Origin of the sequence: Pantoea sp. RIT413, assembly GCF_003057675.2 — a bacterium.
Lineage (GTDB): Bacteria > Pseudomonadota > Gammaproteobacteria > Enterobacterales > Enterobacteriaceae > Pantoea > Pantoea eucrina.
On record NZ_QBJB02000001.1, the window covers coordinates 229,381 to 242,361 of the forward strand.

Sequence of the window (12,981 nt, forward strand, 5' to 3'; positions counted from 1 at the left end):
TTACGAAAACCGTTAAAGTTTATGCCATAATTTTTAGGGGTTTACGATTACCTTTCTTACAATAATCGCTCAGCTTCACATCAGGCGCACAATTTTAAGGTGTAAAAATGAGAACAGTGAAGAGTTATCCTGAAGCCTGGCCACTGCATTCGCCGTTCGTTATCTCGCGCGGCAGCCGGACGGAAGCGCAGGTTGTGGTGGTGGAAATTGAAGAGAATGGTATTAAAGGCACCGGAGAAGCGACCCCGTATGCCCGTTATGGTGAGAGCGAGACCTCAGTGCTGGCGCAGATTGCCGCTCAGCTGCCCGCGCTGCAGCAGGGCTTAACCCGAAGCGCGCTGCAGCAGGCGATGCCGGCGGGTGCGGCGCGCAATGCCATTGATTGTGCGCTCTGGGATCTGGAACGCCAGCAGCATGGGCAGACGCTGGCCGCGCTGTGCGATCGCCCTCTGGCCGGGCAGGTAGCCACGGCGCGCACCATCAGTATCGATACGCCGGAAGCGATGGCCAGCAGCGCGCTGGCGCTGTGGCAGCATGGTGCAAAGCTGCTCAAAGTGAAAATGGATAATCATCTGATCAGTGAGCGGCTGGTAGCGATCCGCAGCGCGGTGCCGGAAGCGACCCTGATTATCGACGCAAATGAATCCTGGGAAGCGGAAGGGCTGGCGGCACGCTGTCAGCTGCTGGCGGATCTCAATATTGCGATGCTGGAGCAGCCGCTGCCCGCCGGGCAGGATGCTGCGCTGGCAAATTTTGTCCATCCGCTGCCGATCTGCGCAGATGAGAGTTGCCATACGCGCGACAGCCTGGCGGAACTGGCGGGGCGCTACGAGATGATCAATATCAAGCTGGATAAAACCGGCGGCCTGACAGAGGCGCTGGCGCTGGCCGCTACCGCGCGTGAGCAGGGATTTACGCTGATGCTGGGCTGTATGCTCTGTACCTCGCGCGCTATCCGGGCCGCGCTGCCGCTGGTTTCACAGGCCGCCTTCACCGATCTGGATGGCCCGACCTGGCTGGCAGCAGATGTCGATCCCGCGCTCTCATTCAGCTATGGCACACTTAATGCGGCGCCTGCCAGCGCAGCAGATTAATCATCGCCTCAAGATAGCGTTCGGTCGCCTCATCAACGGAAATCGGCGGCATTTCCGCCGTAATGCAGAGTAGCCCCAGATCGGCGCACCAGCTGCCAAAAGAACCCGGCGTGGCGTATCCCACGCTGCTTACCACCGGCAATGCGGTCTGCTCACCCAGCCAGCGCGCCAGCGCGCTGTGATGGGGATCGTCGATACAGGCCAGCGGTTCATGCCATGAGACCACCCAGCGCGGCTGCAGCTGATGGATCAGCTGGCACAGCGCGCTGGTTTCGGGTTCGGAGGCGGGCTTCTCACCAGTAGAGAGCACCACATCGCGTGCGTCAGCGGCGCTGTTCCAGCGGTAGTGCGTATCGCCCCGCTGCCAGTTAGCGGCGGGAAAGTTACGGTTGAGATCGACGCCGCGCGCGTTGGCGCGCAGCCCGAGCTGACAGCCGTCCGGATTCACGGCCAGAATGACATGATGGCGGCGCAGGGAGGCTGGCAGCGTCCGCAACGCGGCGGAAAGCGTGGCGATTGCGGCGTTCTCATCGCCGTGAGTGCCGGCGATGATCAGTCCGCTCTCTTCATCAGCTGACTGCGCCGGAAACCAGAGCAGCGGGGCGCCGAGCGCCGAGCGACCATACTGCTGCCAGACCGCATCAAGCTGACCGCGCTGCGGTCGCGGGTGATGAAATGACATATCAGGCTCTCCTGTGAGCGGCTCTGCAAACGAGCGGGGCGCGCGCCTGTCCGGCACTACATTAACGGTAAACAGCAAACCGGGAAATAGCTACATACCAATCAGCAATTTGCGTTACAGTTGCCGGAGTTGCTGGCGACATTACGCACTTCAGGTCGCCCTTTTTTCTGTTAAGGAGTGATGATGAAGCCTCTGTTTTTCCCCACGGCGCTGGCGCTGATCGTCAGCAGCACGTTTTTTCCGGCTACTGCTGCTGAGATACCGGCGGGCGCGCTGCTCGCCAGCCAGCAGACAATTGTTCGCCACATCAAAGATGAACCCGCCTCGCTTGATCCCATGAAAGCCGTGGGATTGCCGGAAATTCAGGTCATGCGCGACCTGTTTGAAGGCCTCACCAGTCAGGATGCAAAAGGCCAGATTGTGCCCGGTGTCGCTGAGAGCTGGAGCAGTAATGACAATAAAATCTGGCTGTTTACGCTGCGCAAAGATGCGCGCTGGTCAGATGGCAGCCCGGTCACTGCGCAGGATTTTGTCTACAGCTGGCAGCGTCTGGTCGATCCGAAAAACAGTTCGCCTTTTGCCTGGTTTGCGGCGCTGAGCGGTATTGAAAATGCGGAAGCGATTACCAAAGGCAGCATGAGTCCGGAGAAACTGGGCGTAACGGCCACCGATGCCACCCATCTGAAAGTGACGCTGTCACGACCGGTGCCGTGGCTGCCAGCCATGATGGCCAACGCCGCGCTGTTTCCCGTGCCGCAAAAAGTTATCCAGGCTGAAGGTGACGCGTGGACCGCACCGGGCAAGCTGGTGGGAAATGGCGCCTATCAGTTACAAACGCGGGTCGTAAACGAAAAGATTGTTCTGGTGCGCAATAAACATTACTGGGACGACAAGCATTCAGTGCTGACGCAGGTGACCTTTCTGCCCATCAATGAAGAGTCCAGCGCCACTAAGCGCTACCGCGCCGGGGATATCGATATCACCGAATCATTTCCGAAAAATATGTTTGCGCTATTGAAAAAGAGTCTGCCGGGTGAGGTCTATACCCCTGACCAGCTCGGAACCTACTACTACGCCTTTAATACGCAGAAAGGACCGACGGCTGATGTGCGCGTGCGTAAAGCGCTTTCGTGGAGTATCGATCGCCGCATTATTGCGGAGAAGGTGCTGGGGACCGGCGAGAAGCCGGCGTGGCATTTCACTCCCGATGTGACGGCCGGTTTTACGTCACAGCAGAGCTATCTGCAGCAGCATAGCCAGCAGGAGCTGAATGCGCAGGCGAAAGCGCTGCTCGCGGCAGCGGGCTACGGTCCAGTTAAGCCGCTGCATCTGACGCTGCTCTATAACACCTCAGAAAGCCACCAGAAAATTGCTATCGCCGTCGCCTCGATGTGGAAAAAGACTCTGGGCGCAGAGGTTACGCTGCAAAACCAGGAGTGGAAAACCTATATCGACAGCCGCAACAGCGGAAATTTTGATGTGATCCGCGCCTCGTGGGTCGGTGATTATAACGAACCCTCTACCTTTCTCAGTCTGCTGACGGCCAGCCACAGCGGGAATATTGCGCGTTTCAATAGCGCGGAGTATGACGCGCTACTGGCAAAAGCGAGTACCGAAACCAGCGTGCAGGCGCGCAATGCAGATTACAACAAAGCGGAGCAGATCATTGCCGACCAGGCACCCATCGCACCGCTATATCAATATACAAACGGCCGCCTGATAAAACCGTGGGTAAAAGGCTATCCCATCACCAACCCGGAAGATGTGGCTTACAGCCGCGAGTTGTGGATTGAAAAGCACTGAGTACCTTGCGTCACGTTTGCATACACCGGCGCGATTGCAACTGAAAAGCGCGGCGCTAGACTGTAGCCTGTTGATTGAGAGCGTGGAGTGGGGACGTGAACGTTATTGAAGGGAAAGCATTACAGGTATCAGATGCCATTATTGCCTGTCAGTTTGATGGCAAAGGTGGCGTTATCGCGATTAAAGATGACGATATCATCCACTGCGAGCGCCACTGCTGGCTGCATCTGAATTACGCGCAGCGCCAGAGCGCGGAGTGGCTGCAGAATACGCCGCTGATCCCCGATGCCGTGCGCGATGCGCTGGCAGGCGACAGTATGCGGCCGCGCGTCACGCGGCTTGGCGACGGCTTTATGATTGTGCTGCGCAGCGTGAACCACAACGCCGACTCGCGTCCCGATCAGCTGGTGGCGATGCGCGTATTCATCAATGACAAACTGATCGTCTCTACGCGCCGCCGCAAAGTCAACGCGATAGATGAAGTGCTCAATGAGCTGCAGCATGGTAATGGCCCGGCAGACGGCGGCAGCTGGCTGGTGGATGTCTGCGACGCGCTGACCGATCACGCCAGCGAATTCATTGAAGATATGCATGACAAGATTATTGAGCTGGAAGATGCGCTGATGGATCAGCAGGTGCCGGCCAGAGGCGAGCTGGCGCTGCTGCGCAAGCAGCTGATCGTCATGCGCCGCTATATGGCACCGCAGCGTGATGTCTATGCGCGACTGGCCAGCGAGAAACTCCCGTGGATGAGTGACGACGACCGGCGACGCATGCAGGACGTGGCGGACCGTCTGGGCCGCGGCCTGGACGATCTCAACGCCGGCGTGGCGCGCACCGGCATCCTCGCTGACGAGGTCGCCTCGCTGCTGGCGGAGTCGATGAACCGCCGGACGTATACCATGTCACTGATGGCGATGATTTTTCTGCCTGCGACCTTTCTTACCGGACTGTTTGGCGTCAACCTCGGTGGCATTCCGGGCGGTAACTGGCAGCACGGTTTTCTGCTGTTTTGTCTGATCCTGCTGCTGATGGTCGGGGGCGTGGCGGTATGGCTGAAAAAACGCAAATGGCTGTAGCAAAAGCGGGAAAAGCTGATCGATATCAACTCACCCTGCGGAAAATCGCGGCACACTCTCTTTCGCAGGTGAATGCAACGTCAGGCGATGGGCGTTGTACTCCATATTGTCTTACTTCCTGTTTGCGAATTACTGCATAGCACAGTTAATTCCTCTGACACCGGCCCCAGGGCCGGTTTTTTTTATGCTGGCTTGTTCAGCAAAGCTTTCCTACGCTTAAAGTACGTTCCGCAACAGGAGAAAGCGATGCAAGCTATCCACGCCAGTGAACCGATCCCAACCGACCCGGTGCCGATTCCGGAGCCTGTTCCGCAGCCGCAGCCCATTCCGGAGCCGGAGCCGCCGCACGATCCCGATGTGCCACTCATCAGCGATCCGCCGCCGCATCAATAAAAAAAGGCGCGTTCCCGCCGGGATACGCGCCTTTGTAGTTCTCAGCAGAACTACTTTATCTCTAATACATCCAGCCGCAGCTTCGCGGTGGCTGCTGCATCCTCATCCGGCTGCCAGCCCGCGGGCTGCATCGGCAGCGTTTCGCGATCGAAGCCAATATCACCACCATCAACCACTTCATCGCCATGGCGGATGCCTTTGAAATCGAACAGGCTGATATCCGCCATATGCGAAGGCACAATGTTCTGCATGGCGCTGAACATGGTTTCAATGCGGCCCGGAAAACGTTTATCCCAGTCGCGCAGCATATCGGCCACCACCTGACGCTGCAGGTTGGGCTGCGAACCGCACAGGTTGCAGGGGATAATCGGGTACTGGCGCGCTTCAGCAAAGCGGATAATATCTTTTTCACGGCAGTAGGCGAGAGGGCGGATAACAATATGCTTGCCGTCATCACTCATCAGCTTGGGCGGCATGCCTTTCATTTTGCCGCCGTAGAACATATTAAGAAACAGCGTCTGCAGGATATCGTCGCGATGATGGCCGAGCGCAATTTTAGTACAGCCCAGTTCGCTGGCGGTGCGATAGAGAATACCGCGACGCAGACGCGAGCAGAGTGAGCAGGTGGTTTTGCCTTCCGGGATCTTCTCTTTAACAATAGAGTAAGTATCTTCGGTGACAATTTTATACTCCACGCCCAGCGTCTCAAGATAAGCGGGCAGAATATGCGCCGGGAAGCCGGGCTGCTTCTGATCGAGATTGACCGCCACCAGCGAAAAATTCACCGGCGCGCTCTGCTGCAGGCTGCGCAGGATCTCCAGCATGGTATAGCTGTCTTTACCGCCTGAGAGACAGACCATGATGCGGTCGCCTTCTTCAATCATGTTGAAGTCAGCAATCGCTTCGCCGACGTTGCGGCGCAGGCGCTTCTGCAGTTTATTGAAGTTGTATTGCTCTTTTTTTGTTACGTCTTGATTTTCTGACATTATTTTCACGCTTGAGAGTGCCGGCGAACAGAACAGGCGGCTGAAACCCGCATTGGCGGTCATAAACCTGTAGTTATGGATGCGTATGGTACGGATTGCGCGCGCGAATACCAGCCTCGCGTGAACGCTTTTAATCTGTTGCCGCATCCGTGGCTAATAATTTTGCTCTGTCTGCGCCTCTATACCATCTCCAGTGACTGCACCCCTTTAATATCCATGACCTTCTCATAAAGGCTGTGGCGCGGTGCCCGGCGGGAGAGTGTGACCTCTACGCTGAGTTCACACAGGCCGCTCTCTTCGTCACGGTTGACCACCGCGATATGCCCGTAGCGGATCCCTTCACGCTGCAGCACCAGTAACACCAGCGGGACGCTTTTGGCTTTCAGATGCACGATCAGCGTATGATGGCGGCCAATCAGCCAGTGGCTGAGGCGGCGAAAAACCTCCAGCACGACCAGCGCCAGCAGCGTGCCATAAATGCCAATTTCATACATGCCGCTACCGATAACCAGACCGATGGCGGCGGTAACCCAGAGGCCCGCTGCGGTAGTCAGGCCTTTTACGATCTGCTTCTGAATAATGATGGTACCGGCCCCGAGAAAGCCCATACCGCTGACGACCTGCGCCGCGATGCGGCTGGGATCAAGACCCACATGGTCGCTGCTGAGCATATCGGCAAAGCCATATTTCGAGACCAGCATAAACAGGGCGCTGCCGATCCCCACCAGAATATGGGTACGCAGACCCGCCTCTTTTGCCCGCATCTGACGCTCAAGTCCGATAAGCCCGCCGAGAACGCCGGCCAGCGCGATGCGTAACAGCATATCGGTTAACATAATTTCCCCTGAGCAATTGAAATAACGGATTATTTTAGAAGATAACCGGCAAAAATCTTCTCTTCAGGATAATTCTGCTTGCAATGAAAGGTCTGAAATTTTGTAAAAAGCTATGTCCGCACTCGATTCGCAGCAGAGGCTGTCATATGCTGTGAGCACTTTTCGTCCCCTGTCCCCGGAGTCCGACTAATGAAAGCTGCCTCTTTACTGCTGGCTGGTGCAGCACTGCTGCTCTCCGCCTGCAGCAGTACCCCTGATAACGAACCGCCGCAGCAGGCGACCGCGGCTCACGTCCAGCCGCACGTCGTGATGTCCGCGATGGCAGAAAGCAGCTGCAGCGGTGCCGGGGGCACGCTGGCATTTTCCCGCCAGCTGGATGGTTCACGTATCGGCATGTGTCAGCTGTCAAACGGCCGCCGCTGCGATGAACAGGCGCTGATAGGTGGCACGTGCGCCCGCTGATGCGGGCGCACCATTTCAGGGCTTAACCCGGTTCGGGCACGCTTCGCCTTGATCGAGCTGCTGCAGATTACCCAGCGTGGTTTCTGAGATGGCGGTCAGGGCTTCTGCGGTCAGAAACGCCTGATGTCCGGTAAACAGCACGTTGTGGCAGGCAGAGAGGCGGCGGAAAATGTCGTCCTGAATAACGTCGTTCGATTTGTCCTCAAAAAACAGATCGCGTTCATTTTCATAGACGTCCATTCCCAGCGACCCGATCTTCTGCTGTTTTAGCGCTTCAATAGCCGCCTGCGAATCGATCAGGCCGCCGCGGCTGGTATTGATGATCATCACGCCATCTTTCATTTCGCTGAACGCCTGCGCGTTAAGCATATGATGATTTTCCGGCGTCATCGGGCAGTGCAGCGTAATCACATCCGAGCGGGCAAACAGCGTTTTCAGATCGACATATTCTGCACCCAGCTCAAGCGCAGCGTCGCTCGGGTAGGGATCACAGGCCAGCAGCTTCATGCCAAATCCTTTCAGGATCCGCAGCGTAGCCACACCGATTTTCCCCGTACCGACCACGCCTGCGGTTTTATTGTGCATGTTGAAGCCGGTCAGGCCATCAAGCGAAAAGTTTGCGTCACGGGTGCGCTGATAAGCGCGATGAATGCGGCGATTCAGCGCCAACATCATACCCACCGTGTGTTCCGCCACCGCTTCCGGGGAGTAGGCGGGCACGCGTACGACCTCCATGCCCAGCTCAGCAGCCGCCTGCAGATCGACGTTATTGAATCCGGCACAGCGCAGGGCAATATACTTAATGCCCAATGCCGCCAGCTCTTCCAGTACCGCTCTGCCGCAGTCGTCATTTACGAAAATACAGACCGCGTCACAGCCGGCAGCATTTTTTGCCGTATCCTCGCTGAGCAGGAAATCAAAGAACACCAGCTCAAATCCAAAACGGGCGTTGACCTGTTCAAAATATTTCTGGTCATAGTGCTTGGTGCTGTAAACCGCAACTTTCATTGTTTCGCTCCTGAAAAATGCCATGTCGGTATCATTAAAGGATAACGGTTTCTGCGCGACTTTGCTTTTCTTCACGCAGCAGGCCAGGCTAACACCTTCATTTGCGAATGATTACGTGCCATCATTTCGGCAGGAAAATATAAACAACAGGATAGTTACCCGCCATGACGCGTGGCCTTCGCCGACTACTTGCCGCCTTGCTGGCGCTGATTCTGCTGCTGCTGGGCCTGCTGCTGACGCTGACGCAGTGGCTGCCACGGCTGGCCGGTATCTGGCTGCCGGATGAGACGCGCATCGAAATTGAGGGCAGGCCGGGCTGGCAGCAGGGCGCAGTGACGTTGCCGCAGCTGCGTTACCTGACGGGCAGCTGTACGCTGGCTAAGGTTGAGCAGGTGGCGCTGGGCCGCTCACAGCAGCGCTGGCAGCTTAGCGCACAGCGCGTCACGCTTAACAGCGCCTGCTGGCAGTCGCTGCCGCCGCAGCCAGCTTCTGCCGTACCGCGTACGCTGGCCGACTGGCAGCAGCGCCTGCCGGGGGCCGATGTACATATCGGCAGGCTGGCCGTCCTGCCGTGGCAGCACTATGCCGGTGAACTCGATCTCACGCTTGCACCGGAACAGCAGCAGCTGCGCTATCGCGGCGATAATCTCAGCCTGAACGCACGCCTGCAGGGCCAGACGCTGACGGTCGACTCTCTTAAGTTACAACATCCTTTTCTGACACAACCGCTGACGTTACATGGCAGCGTAGCGCTGCCCACATTTGCGGATGGCTTGCCAGTAACCGGCGCACTGCAGAGTGAGCTAAGCGTGGCTCAGTGGCCGCAGCCGCTGACGCTGGATCTGCAGTGGCAGCAGCAGCAGGGTAAGCTGATCGTTCAGGAGCAGGGCGATGAGACACCGCTGCTTGAGCTGCCGTGGCAGAGCGACCGCGATACGTTTCAGATCGCCGACGGGCGCTGGCGCTGGCCTCTGGCCAGTCAGATGCTGTCAGGCGGCGTGGGGCTGACCCTGACCGGATGGCAGCAGGGGATGGACAATCTGCGCGTGCAGGGGCGGCTGAATCTGCTGACGCAGGGGCGCGGCGGTAAAGGTAATGTGGTATTGAGCGTAGGGCCGGGACCGCTGCGCGTAACGGATAACGCGCTGCCGCTGCGCATTACCGGCGAGAGTAAATTTGCCGGGCTGCAGCTCTATGGCAGCCTGCCCGGCGAGCTGCGCGGTGCACTCAGCGCGCCGACGCTGACGTTCCAGCCAGGCGCACTGCTGCGCCTGCGCGGCCAGCTGCTGGATCTCCCTGAAGTGGATGAAGCGCGCTGGCCCCTGGCGGGTGTTTCACTTTCAGCGCAGGGCATTGATGGCCGGCTGCAGGCGATTCTGACGGCGCATAAGCGCGACTATGGTCACTTTACGCTGCATCTGGATGGCCGCGCTGCCGCGTTCTGGCCAGACAGCGGCAGCTGGCGCTGGCGCTACTGGGGCGACGGCAAACTGCAGCCGTTTAACGCAGAGTGGGATGTTACAGGCACCGGCAGCTGGCTGGATCAGCGTATTACGCTGGATACGCTCAATACCGGCCTGAATCAGCTGGCGTGGGGGCCGGTGCAGATTGACCGGCCGCGTATCCGGCTCACTGCGCCGCTGCGCTGGCAGCGGGATAGCACGCAGCCCGGTTTTGCAGGCAGTTTTCGTCTTGATGCGGGGCAAACGCACTTCAGCTACGGCGGCTGGCTGCCGCCTGCAGGGCTGACGTTTGATGTAAAAGGCCGCGATCCGGCACGGTTTTTATGGCGCGGTGAACTGCGCGCTGAAGATATCGGCCCGCTGCGCGTGCACGGGCGCTGGGATGGTGAGCGGCTACGCGGGGAGGCCTGGTGGCCGGCACAGTCGCTGCGCGTGTTCCAGCCGCTGCTCAGCAGCGACTTAAAAATGCGTATCCGCAGCGGTGAGCTGCGGGCGCAGGTCGCGTTTTCAGCCGGAGCCAGTCAGGCATTTCAGGCTGGCGGCTTCTTTGCGGTTCAGCAGGGTAGCCTGCAGCTGCCGGACAGTGACATCAACGGCATCGACTTTGCGCTGCCGTTTCGCTATCGCGCTCAGCAGTGGCAGCTGGGACGGCGCGGACCGGTTTCGCTGCGTATCCGCGAGGTTAACAATCAGTTTGCGCTGCAGAATATCACGGCCGATCTGCAGGGTTACTATCCCTGGCAGGAGAGACAGCCGCTTACCCTGAGTAACGTGACGCTCGATTTACTGGGCGGGCACGTCAGTATGCCGGCGCTGCGCATGCCGCAGCGCGAAGCGGCCAGGATTTCGCTGCGCCAGATCGATCTCAGCCGGCTGGTGACGGCACTCAAGCCCAAACAGTTTGCTATGTCGGGTAAGGTTAACGGTGAGCTGCCGCTCTGGCTCAGTAATCCGCAGTGGCTGATCAGAAATGGCTGGATTGCTAACAGCGGGCCGCTCACGTTTCGGCTGGATAAGGATACGGCAGACGCGATTGTAAAAGACAATGTCGCCGCCGGGGCAGCGCTGAGCTGGCTGCGTTATCTGGAGATTTCACGCTCCTGGGCCACACTCGATCTGGATAATACCGGTAATCTGGTGATGCAGTCGCAGGTCACCGGCGTCAGCCAGTTCAGCAACCGGCGCCAGACAATCAATCTCAACTATCGTCATCAGGAGAATCTGTTCCAGCTATGGCGCAGCCTGCGCTTTGGCGATAATTTACAATCCTGGGTGGAGCAGAACGCCACCCTGCCATCAAAGAGGGATCCCTGATGATGAGGTTAAGAAGTGCGCTGCTGGCAGGCAGCGTTGTGCTGGCAGGATGCGTACCGCGGATTGAAGTGGCCGCTCCTGATGCGCCGATTACGATAAATATGAACGTGAAAATTGAACATGAGATCCACATCAAGGTGGATAAAGATGTCGAGGCGCTGCTGCAGAATCAGAGCGGGCTGTTCTGATGGCCCGCAACCGAACAATACGCGCCGTTGCGCTGCTGCTGGTTTTGCTGGCCGGGTCTGCCCATGCGCTGACGCTTGATGAGGCGCGGCAGCAGGGGCGGGTCGGGGAAACGCTGAGCGGCTATGTTGCTGCACGGCAGCAGGATGAGGTCACGCTGGCGCTGGTGAGTCGTATCAATGAGGGCCGCCGGATGGCGTATCAGCGCATTGCCGGGGAAAACAAACTCACAACCAGCGACGTCGCGCGGATTGCCGGAGAGAAGCTGGTGAGCCGGGCCACCGCAGGGGAATATGTGCGCGGCATCAACGGCCAGTGGCTGCAGAAGTAACCGGTGGCGGGAGGCTCAGCGCTTTCCCGCCACCGGGTGTGGCTTGCGAAGGATCTGCTGCTGTCAGGCATTACGCTGCACTGCTGGTACGTAAGACTGCCAGCGCCGGCTGCCCTTCAAGCAGCGCGGCACGCATTTCGTTACGGTCGAAGCTGTGGCGTGTACCATAAATATTTCTTTTGTCATTGTGTATATCATTAAACAGTTTTGAATAGGCGTCATTAACCATCCTCCGGGTTATTGACTGTACTGAGTTAGCACGCTGGCGCCCACTTAAGCTCTGCGAATTACGACGTAAGGTTGCGGAGGTTGCGTTTTTACTTCCAATGTCTTCCTCTACCCGACTGACGCGCTGCTGCATAGTCGGTACGCCATATTTTATATTGTGCCCGATAGTGTTATTTTTTGATAGCGTGAAAAATCTGGCGTTAGCGCCTGAATTAACCGCATAGCGATTAGCCTGATCGCATAGCTTACGCAGATCGATTTCTTTATTTTCTTTTTCTGCCTGATCAATGATGTCACTTATAGCATTAAATATTAGCTCCTGTTTTGCTGCGTTATAAAGAAAGAGAGCATTGGAAGGACTATTGTCATATGCGTTTATTATTTCAGTCATTGATTTACAGCCTTCAGATTTGGTTCTGGCGGTATTTTCAAAGTGTGCTATTTTTTCGCTCTGTTGCTGCCGGAATGTATCTGTCAGTGACGAAATATAACTTTTTATCGATGACCAGAACTGCGCAAATTGATGCTTAATTTGGGTTAGCAATGAGGGCGCGCCTTTATGCCCGGCTGTAGTTTTTGCCTGAGTAGTGACAGGGTCAGGTTTTGCTTCTGCCAGAGAAGATGCTGACACACTCGGTCGGGCGATAGAGATATCCTGTACTCTCGCAACTGGCGCTGCTACAGCCGTCGCTATAACCGGTGCAGCGATAGGGCGTGTTACGGAAGAAGATGGCGTGCGGTTGCCCGTACTATGAAGTTTTTCAAAAGCTGATGTCAGCTGCGAAACCTTCTTTTTAGCTTCAATTACAGCGATTTCGCGTGTGTTTTTAACATTGGCATTCAACTGTGCGTCATAGTTACCCGTTCTTTTAATGGGCATCTCAAACATTTTAATCTTGTCGCTCACACCCGAAAAAGAGTTAACGGTTGCAGTTTGTCCGGGCAGCGTATCGCTTACATGGATATAGCATAACAGTAAGGCCATATTATTCTCCTGGTAAAAAAATTATTATTTGAGTAAAAGTTCAAATGTAGTTCCAGCCTGCACGGCTGGATTTGATTGCGGATTAATCGTGCCACGTTACTGGTGAGAAAACTTTCGTATTTCGATTTTTA

13 protein-coding genes are annotated in these 12,981 nt (G+C 56.9%); 8 read left to right on the forward strand and 5 right to left on the reverse strand.

The window, feature by feature from the left end; genetic code table 11:
• The first annotated feature begins 107 nt into the window (after positions 1-107).
• On the forward strand, positions 108-1,094 hold the full coding sequence (ycjG, locus tag DBY66_RS01120) for an L-Ala-D/L-Glu epimerase (protein WP_108569347.1): 987 nt from the start codon (positions 108-110) through the stop codon (positions 1,092-1,094).
• On the opposite strand, the gene mpaA is transcribed toward ycjG, so the two are convergent.
• Positions 1,063-1,776, reverse strand: coding sequence for a murein tripeptide amidase MpaA (gene mpaA, locus DBY66_RS01125; RefSeq protein WP_039384479.1), 714 nt, complete (start codon positions 1,774-1,776; stop codon positions 1,063-1,065). The genes ycjG and mpaA overlap by 32 nt on opposite strands.
• Positions 1,777-1,959: 183 nt before the next feature.
• On the opposite strand from mpaA, the gene DBY66_RS01130 reads away from it, so the two are divergent.
• From DBY66_RS01130 to DBY66_RS17895, 3 genes are all read left to right on the forward strand, one after another.
• Complete coding sequence (locus DBY66_RS01130) at positions 1,960-3,579, forward strand: peptide ABC transporter substrate-binding protein (RefSeq protein WP_108569346.1); 1,620 nt, start codon at positions 1,960-1,962, stop codon at positions 3,577-3,579.
• 95 nt (positions 3,580-3,674) lie between these two features.
• Positions 3,675-4,658 carry a zinc transporter ZntB gene (gene zntB / locus DBY66_RS01135; RefSeq protein ID WP_039384477.1) on the forward strand — a complete coding sequence of 328 codons (984 nt, stop codon included), beginning with the start codon at positions 3,675-3,677 and terminating at the stop codon, positions 4,656-4,658.
• 246 nt (positions 4,659-4,904) lie between these two features.
• Positions 4,905-5,051, forward strand: coding sequence for a hypothetical protein (locus DBY66_RS17895; protein WP_199559908.1), 147 nt, complete (start codon positions 4,905-4,907; stop codon positions 5,049-5,051).
• Between the two features lie 50 nt (positions 5,052-5,101).
• On the opposite strand, the gene ttcA is transcribed toward DBY66_RS17895, so the two are convergent.
• Both ttcA and DBY66_RS01145 read right to left on the reverse strand, forming a co-directional pair.
• On the reverse strand, positions 5,102-6,037 hold the full coding sequence (ttcA, locus tag DBY66_RS01140; RefSeq protein ID WP_104085350.1) for a tRNA 2-thiocytidine(32) synthetase TtcA: 936 nt from the start codon (positions 6,035-6,037) through the stop codon (positions 5,102-5,104).
• 179 nt (positions 6,038-6,216) lie between these two features.
• Positions 6,217-6,873: an MgtC/SapB family protein gene (locus DBY66_RS01145; protein WP_039384476.1), complete on the reverse strand. Its 657-nt coding sequence runs from the start codon at positions 6,871-6,873 to the stop codon at positions 6,217-6,219.
• Positions 6,874-7,062: 189 nt separating this feature from the next.
• On the opposite strand from DBY66_RS01145, the gene DBY66_RS01150 reads away from it, so the two are divergent.
• A complete protein-coding gene (locus DBY66_RS01150) occupies positions 7,063-7,335 on the forward strand; it encodes a DUF333 domain-containing protein (RefSeq protein ID WP_108569345.1) in 273 nt (90 codons plus the stop codon).
• Between the two features lie 15 nt (positions 7,336-7,350).
• Here the strand turns inward: DBY66_RS01150 and DBY66_RS01155 are convergent, their stop codons facing one another.
• Positions 7,351-8,343, reverse strand: coding sequence for a 2-hydroxyacid dehydrogenase (locus tag DBY66_RS01155; protein ID WP_104085003.1), 993 nt, complete (start codon positions 8,341-8,343; stop codon positions 7,351-7,353).
• 164 nt (positions 8,344-8,507) lie between these two features.
• On the opposite strand from DBY66_RS01155, the gene DBY66_RS01160 reads away from it, so the two are divergent.
• From DBY66_RS01160 to DBY66_RS01170, 3 genes are read left to right on the forward strand one after another with little or no spacing between them, the layout of a single operon-like run.
• Entirely contained in the window at positions 8,508-11,120 is a 2,613-nt protein-coding gene (locus DBY66_RS01160; RefSeq protein ID WP_104085002.1) for a YdbH family protein, read from the forward strand.
• 2 nt (positions 11,121-11,122) lie between these two features.
• Entirely contained in the window at positions 11,123-11,308 is a 186-nt protein-coding gene (locus tag DBY66_RS01165) for a YnbE family lipoprotein (protein WP_108569420.1), read from the forward strand.
• Positions 11,308-11,637, forward strand: coding sequence for a YdbL family protein (locus DBY66_RS01170; RefSeq protein ID WP_108569344.1), 330 nt, complete (start codon positions 11,308-11,310; stop codon positions 11,635-11,637). The genes DBY66_RS01165 and DBY66_RS01170 overlap by 1 nt, the downstream gene beginning before the upstream one ends.
• A gap of 70 nt (positions 11,638-11,707) precedes the next feature.
• Here the strand turns inward: DBY66_RS01170 and DBY66_RS01175 are convergent, their stop codons facing one another.
• Positions 11,708-12,850, reverse strand: a complete 1,143-nt coding sequence (locus tag DBY66_RS01175; protein WP_104085000.1) for a hypothetical protein — start codon at positions 12,848-12,850, stop codon at positions 11,708-11,710.
• Between the last annotated feature and the right edge of the window lie 131 nt (positions 12,851-12,981).

Coding starts and splice junctions, on each gene's coding strand:
- DBY66_RS01170 (WP_108569344.1), top strand. CDS start 11,308: ATGGCCCGCAACCGAACAATACGCGCCGTTGCGCTGCTGCTGGTTTTG.
- DBY66_RS17895 (WP_199559908.1), top strand. CDS start 4,905: ATGCAAGCTATCCACGCCAGTGAACCGATCCCAACCGACCCGGTGCCG.
- DBY66_RS01130 (WP_108569346.1), top strand. CDS start 1,960: ATGAAGCCTCTGTTTTTCCCCACGGCGCTGGCGCTGATCGTCAGCAGC.
- mpaA (WP_039384479.1), bottom strand. CDS start 1,776: ATGTCATTTCATCACCCGCGACCGCAGCGCGGTCAGCTTGATGCGGTC.
- DBY66_RS01145 (WP_039384476.1), bottom strand. CDS start 6,873: ATGTTAACCGATATGCTGTTACGCATCGCGCTGGCCGGCGTTCTCGGC.
- DBY66_RS01165 (WP_108569420.1), top strand. CDS start 11,123: ATGAGGTTAAGAAGTGCGCTGCTGGCAGGCAGCGTTGTGCTGGCAGGA.
- DBY66_RS01175 (WP_104085000.1), bottom strand. CDS start 12,850: ATGGCCTTACTGTTATGCTATATCCATGTAAGCGATACGCTGCCCGGA.
- DBY66_RS01155 (WP_104085003.1), bottom strand. CDS start 8,343: ATGAAAGTTGCGGTTTACAGCACCAAGCACTATGACCAGAAATATTTT.
- DBY66_RS01160 (WP_104085002.1), top strand. CDS start 8,508: ATGACGCGTGGCCTTCGCCGACTACTTGCCGCCTTGCTGGCGCTGATT.
- ttcA (WP_104085350.1), bottom strand. CDS start 6,037: ATGTCAGAAAATCAAGACGTAACAAAAAAAGAGCAATACAACTTCAAT.
- ycjG (WP_108569347.1), top strand. CDS start 108: ATGAGAACAGTGAAGAGTTATCCTGAAGCCTGGCCACTGCATTCGCCG.
- DBY66_RS01150 (WP_108569345.1), top strand. CDS start 7,063: ATGAAAGCTGCCTCTTTACTGCTGGCTGGTGCAGCACTGCTGCTCTCC.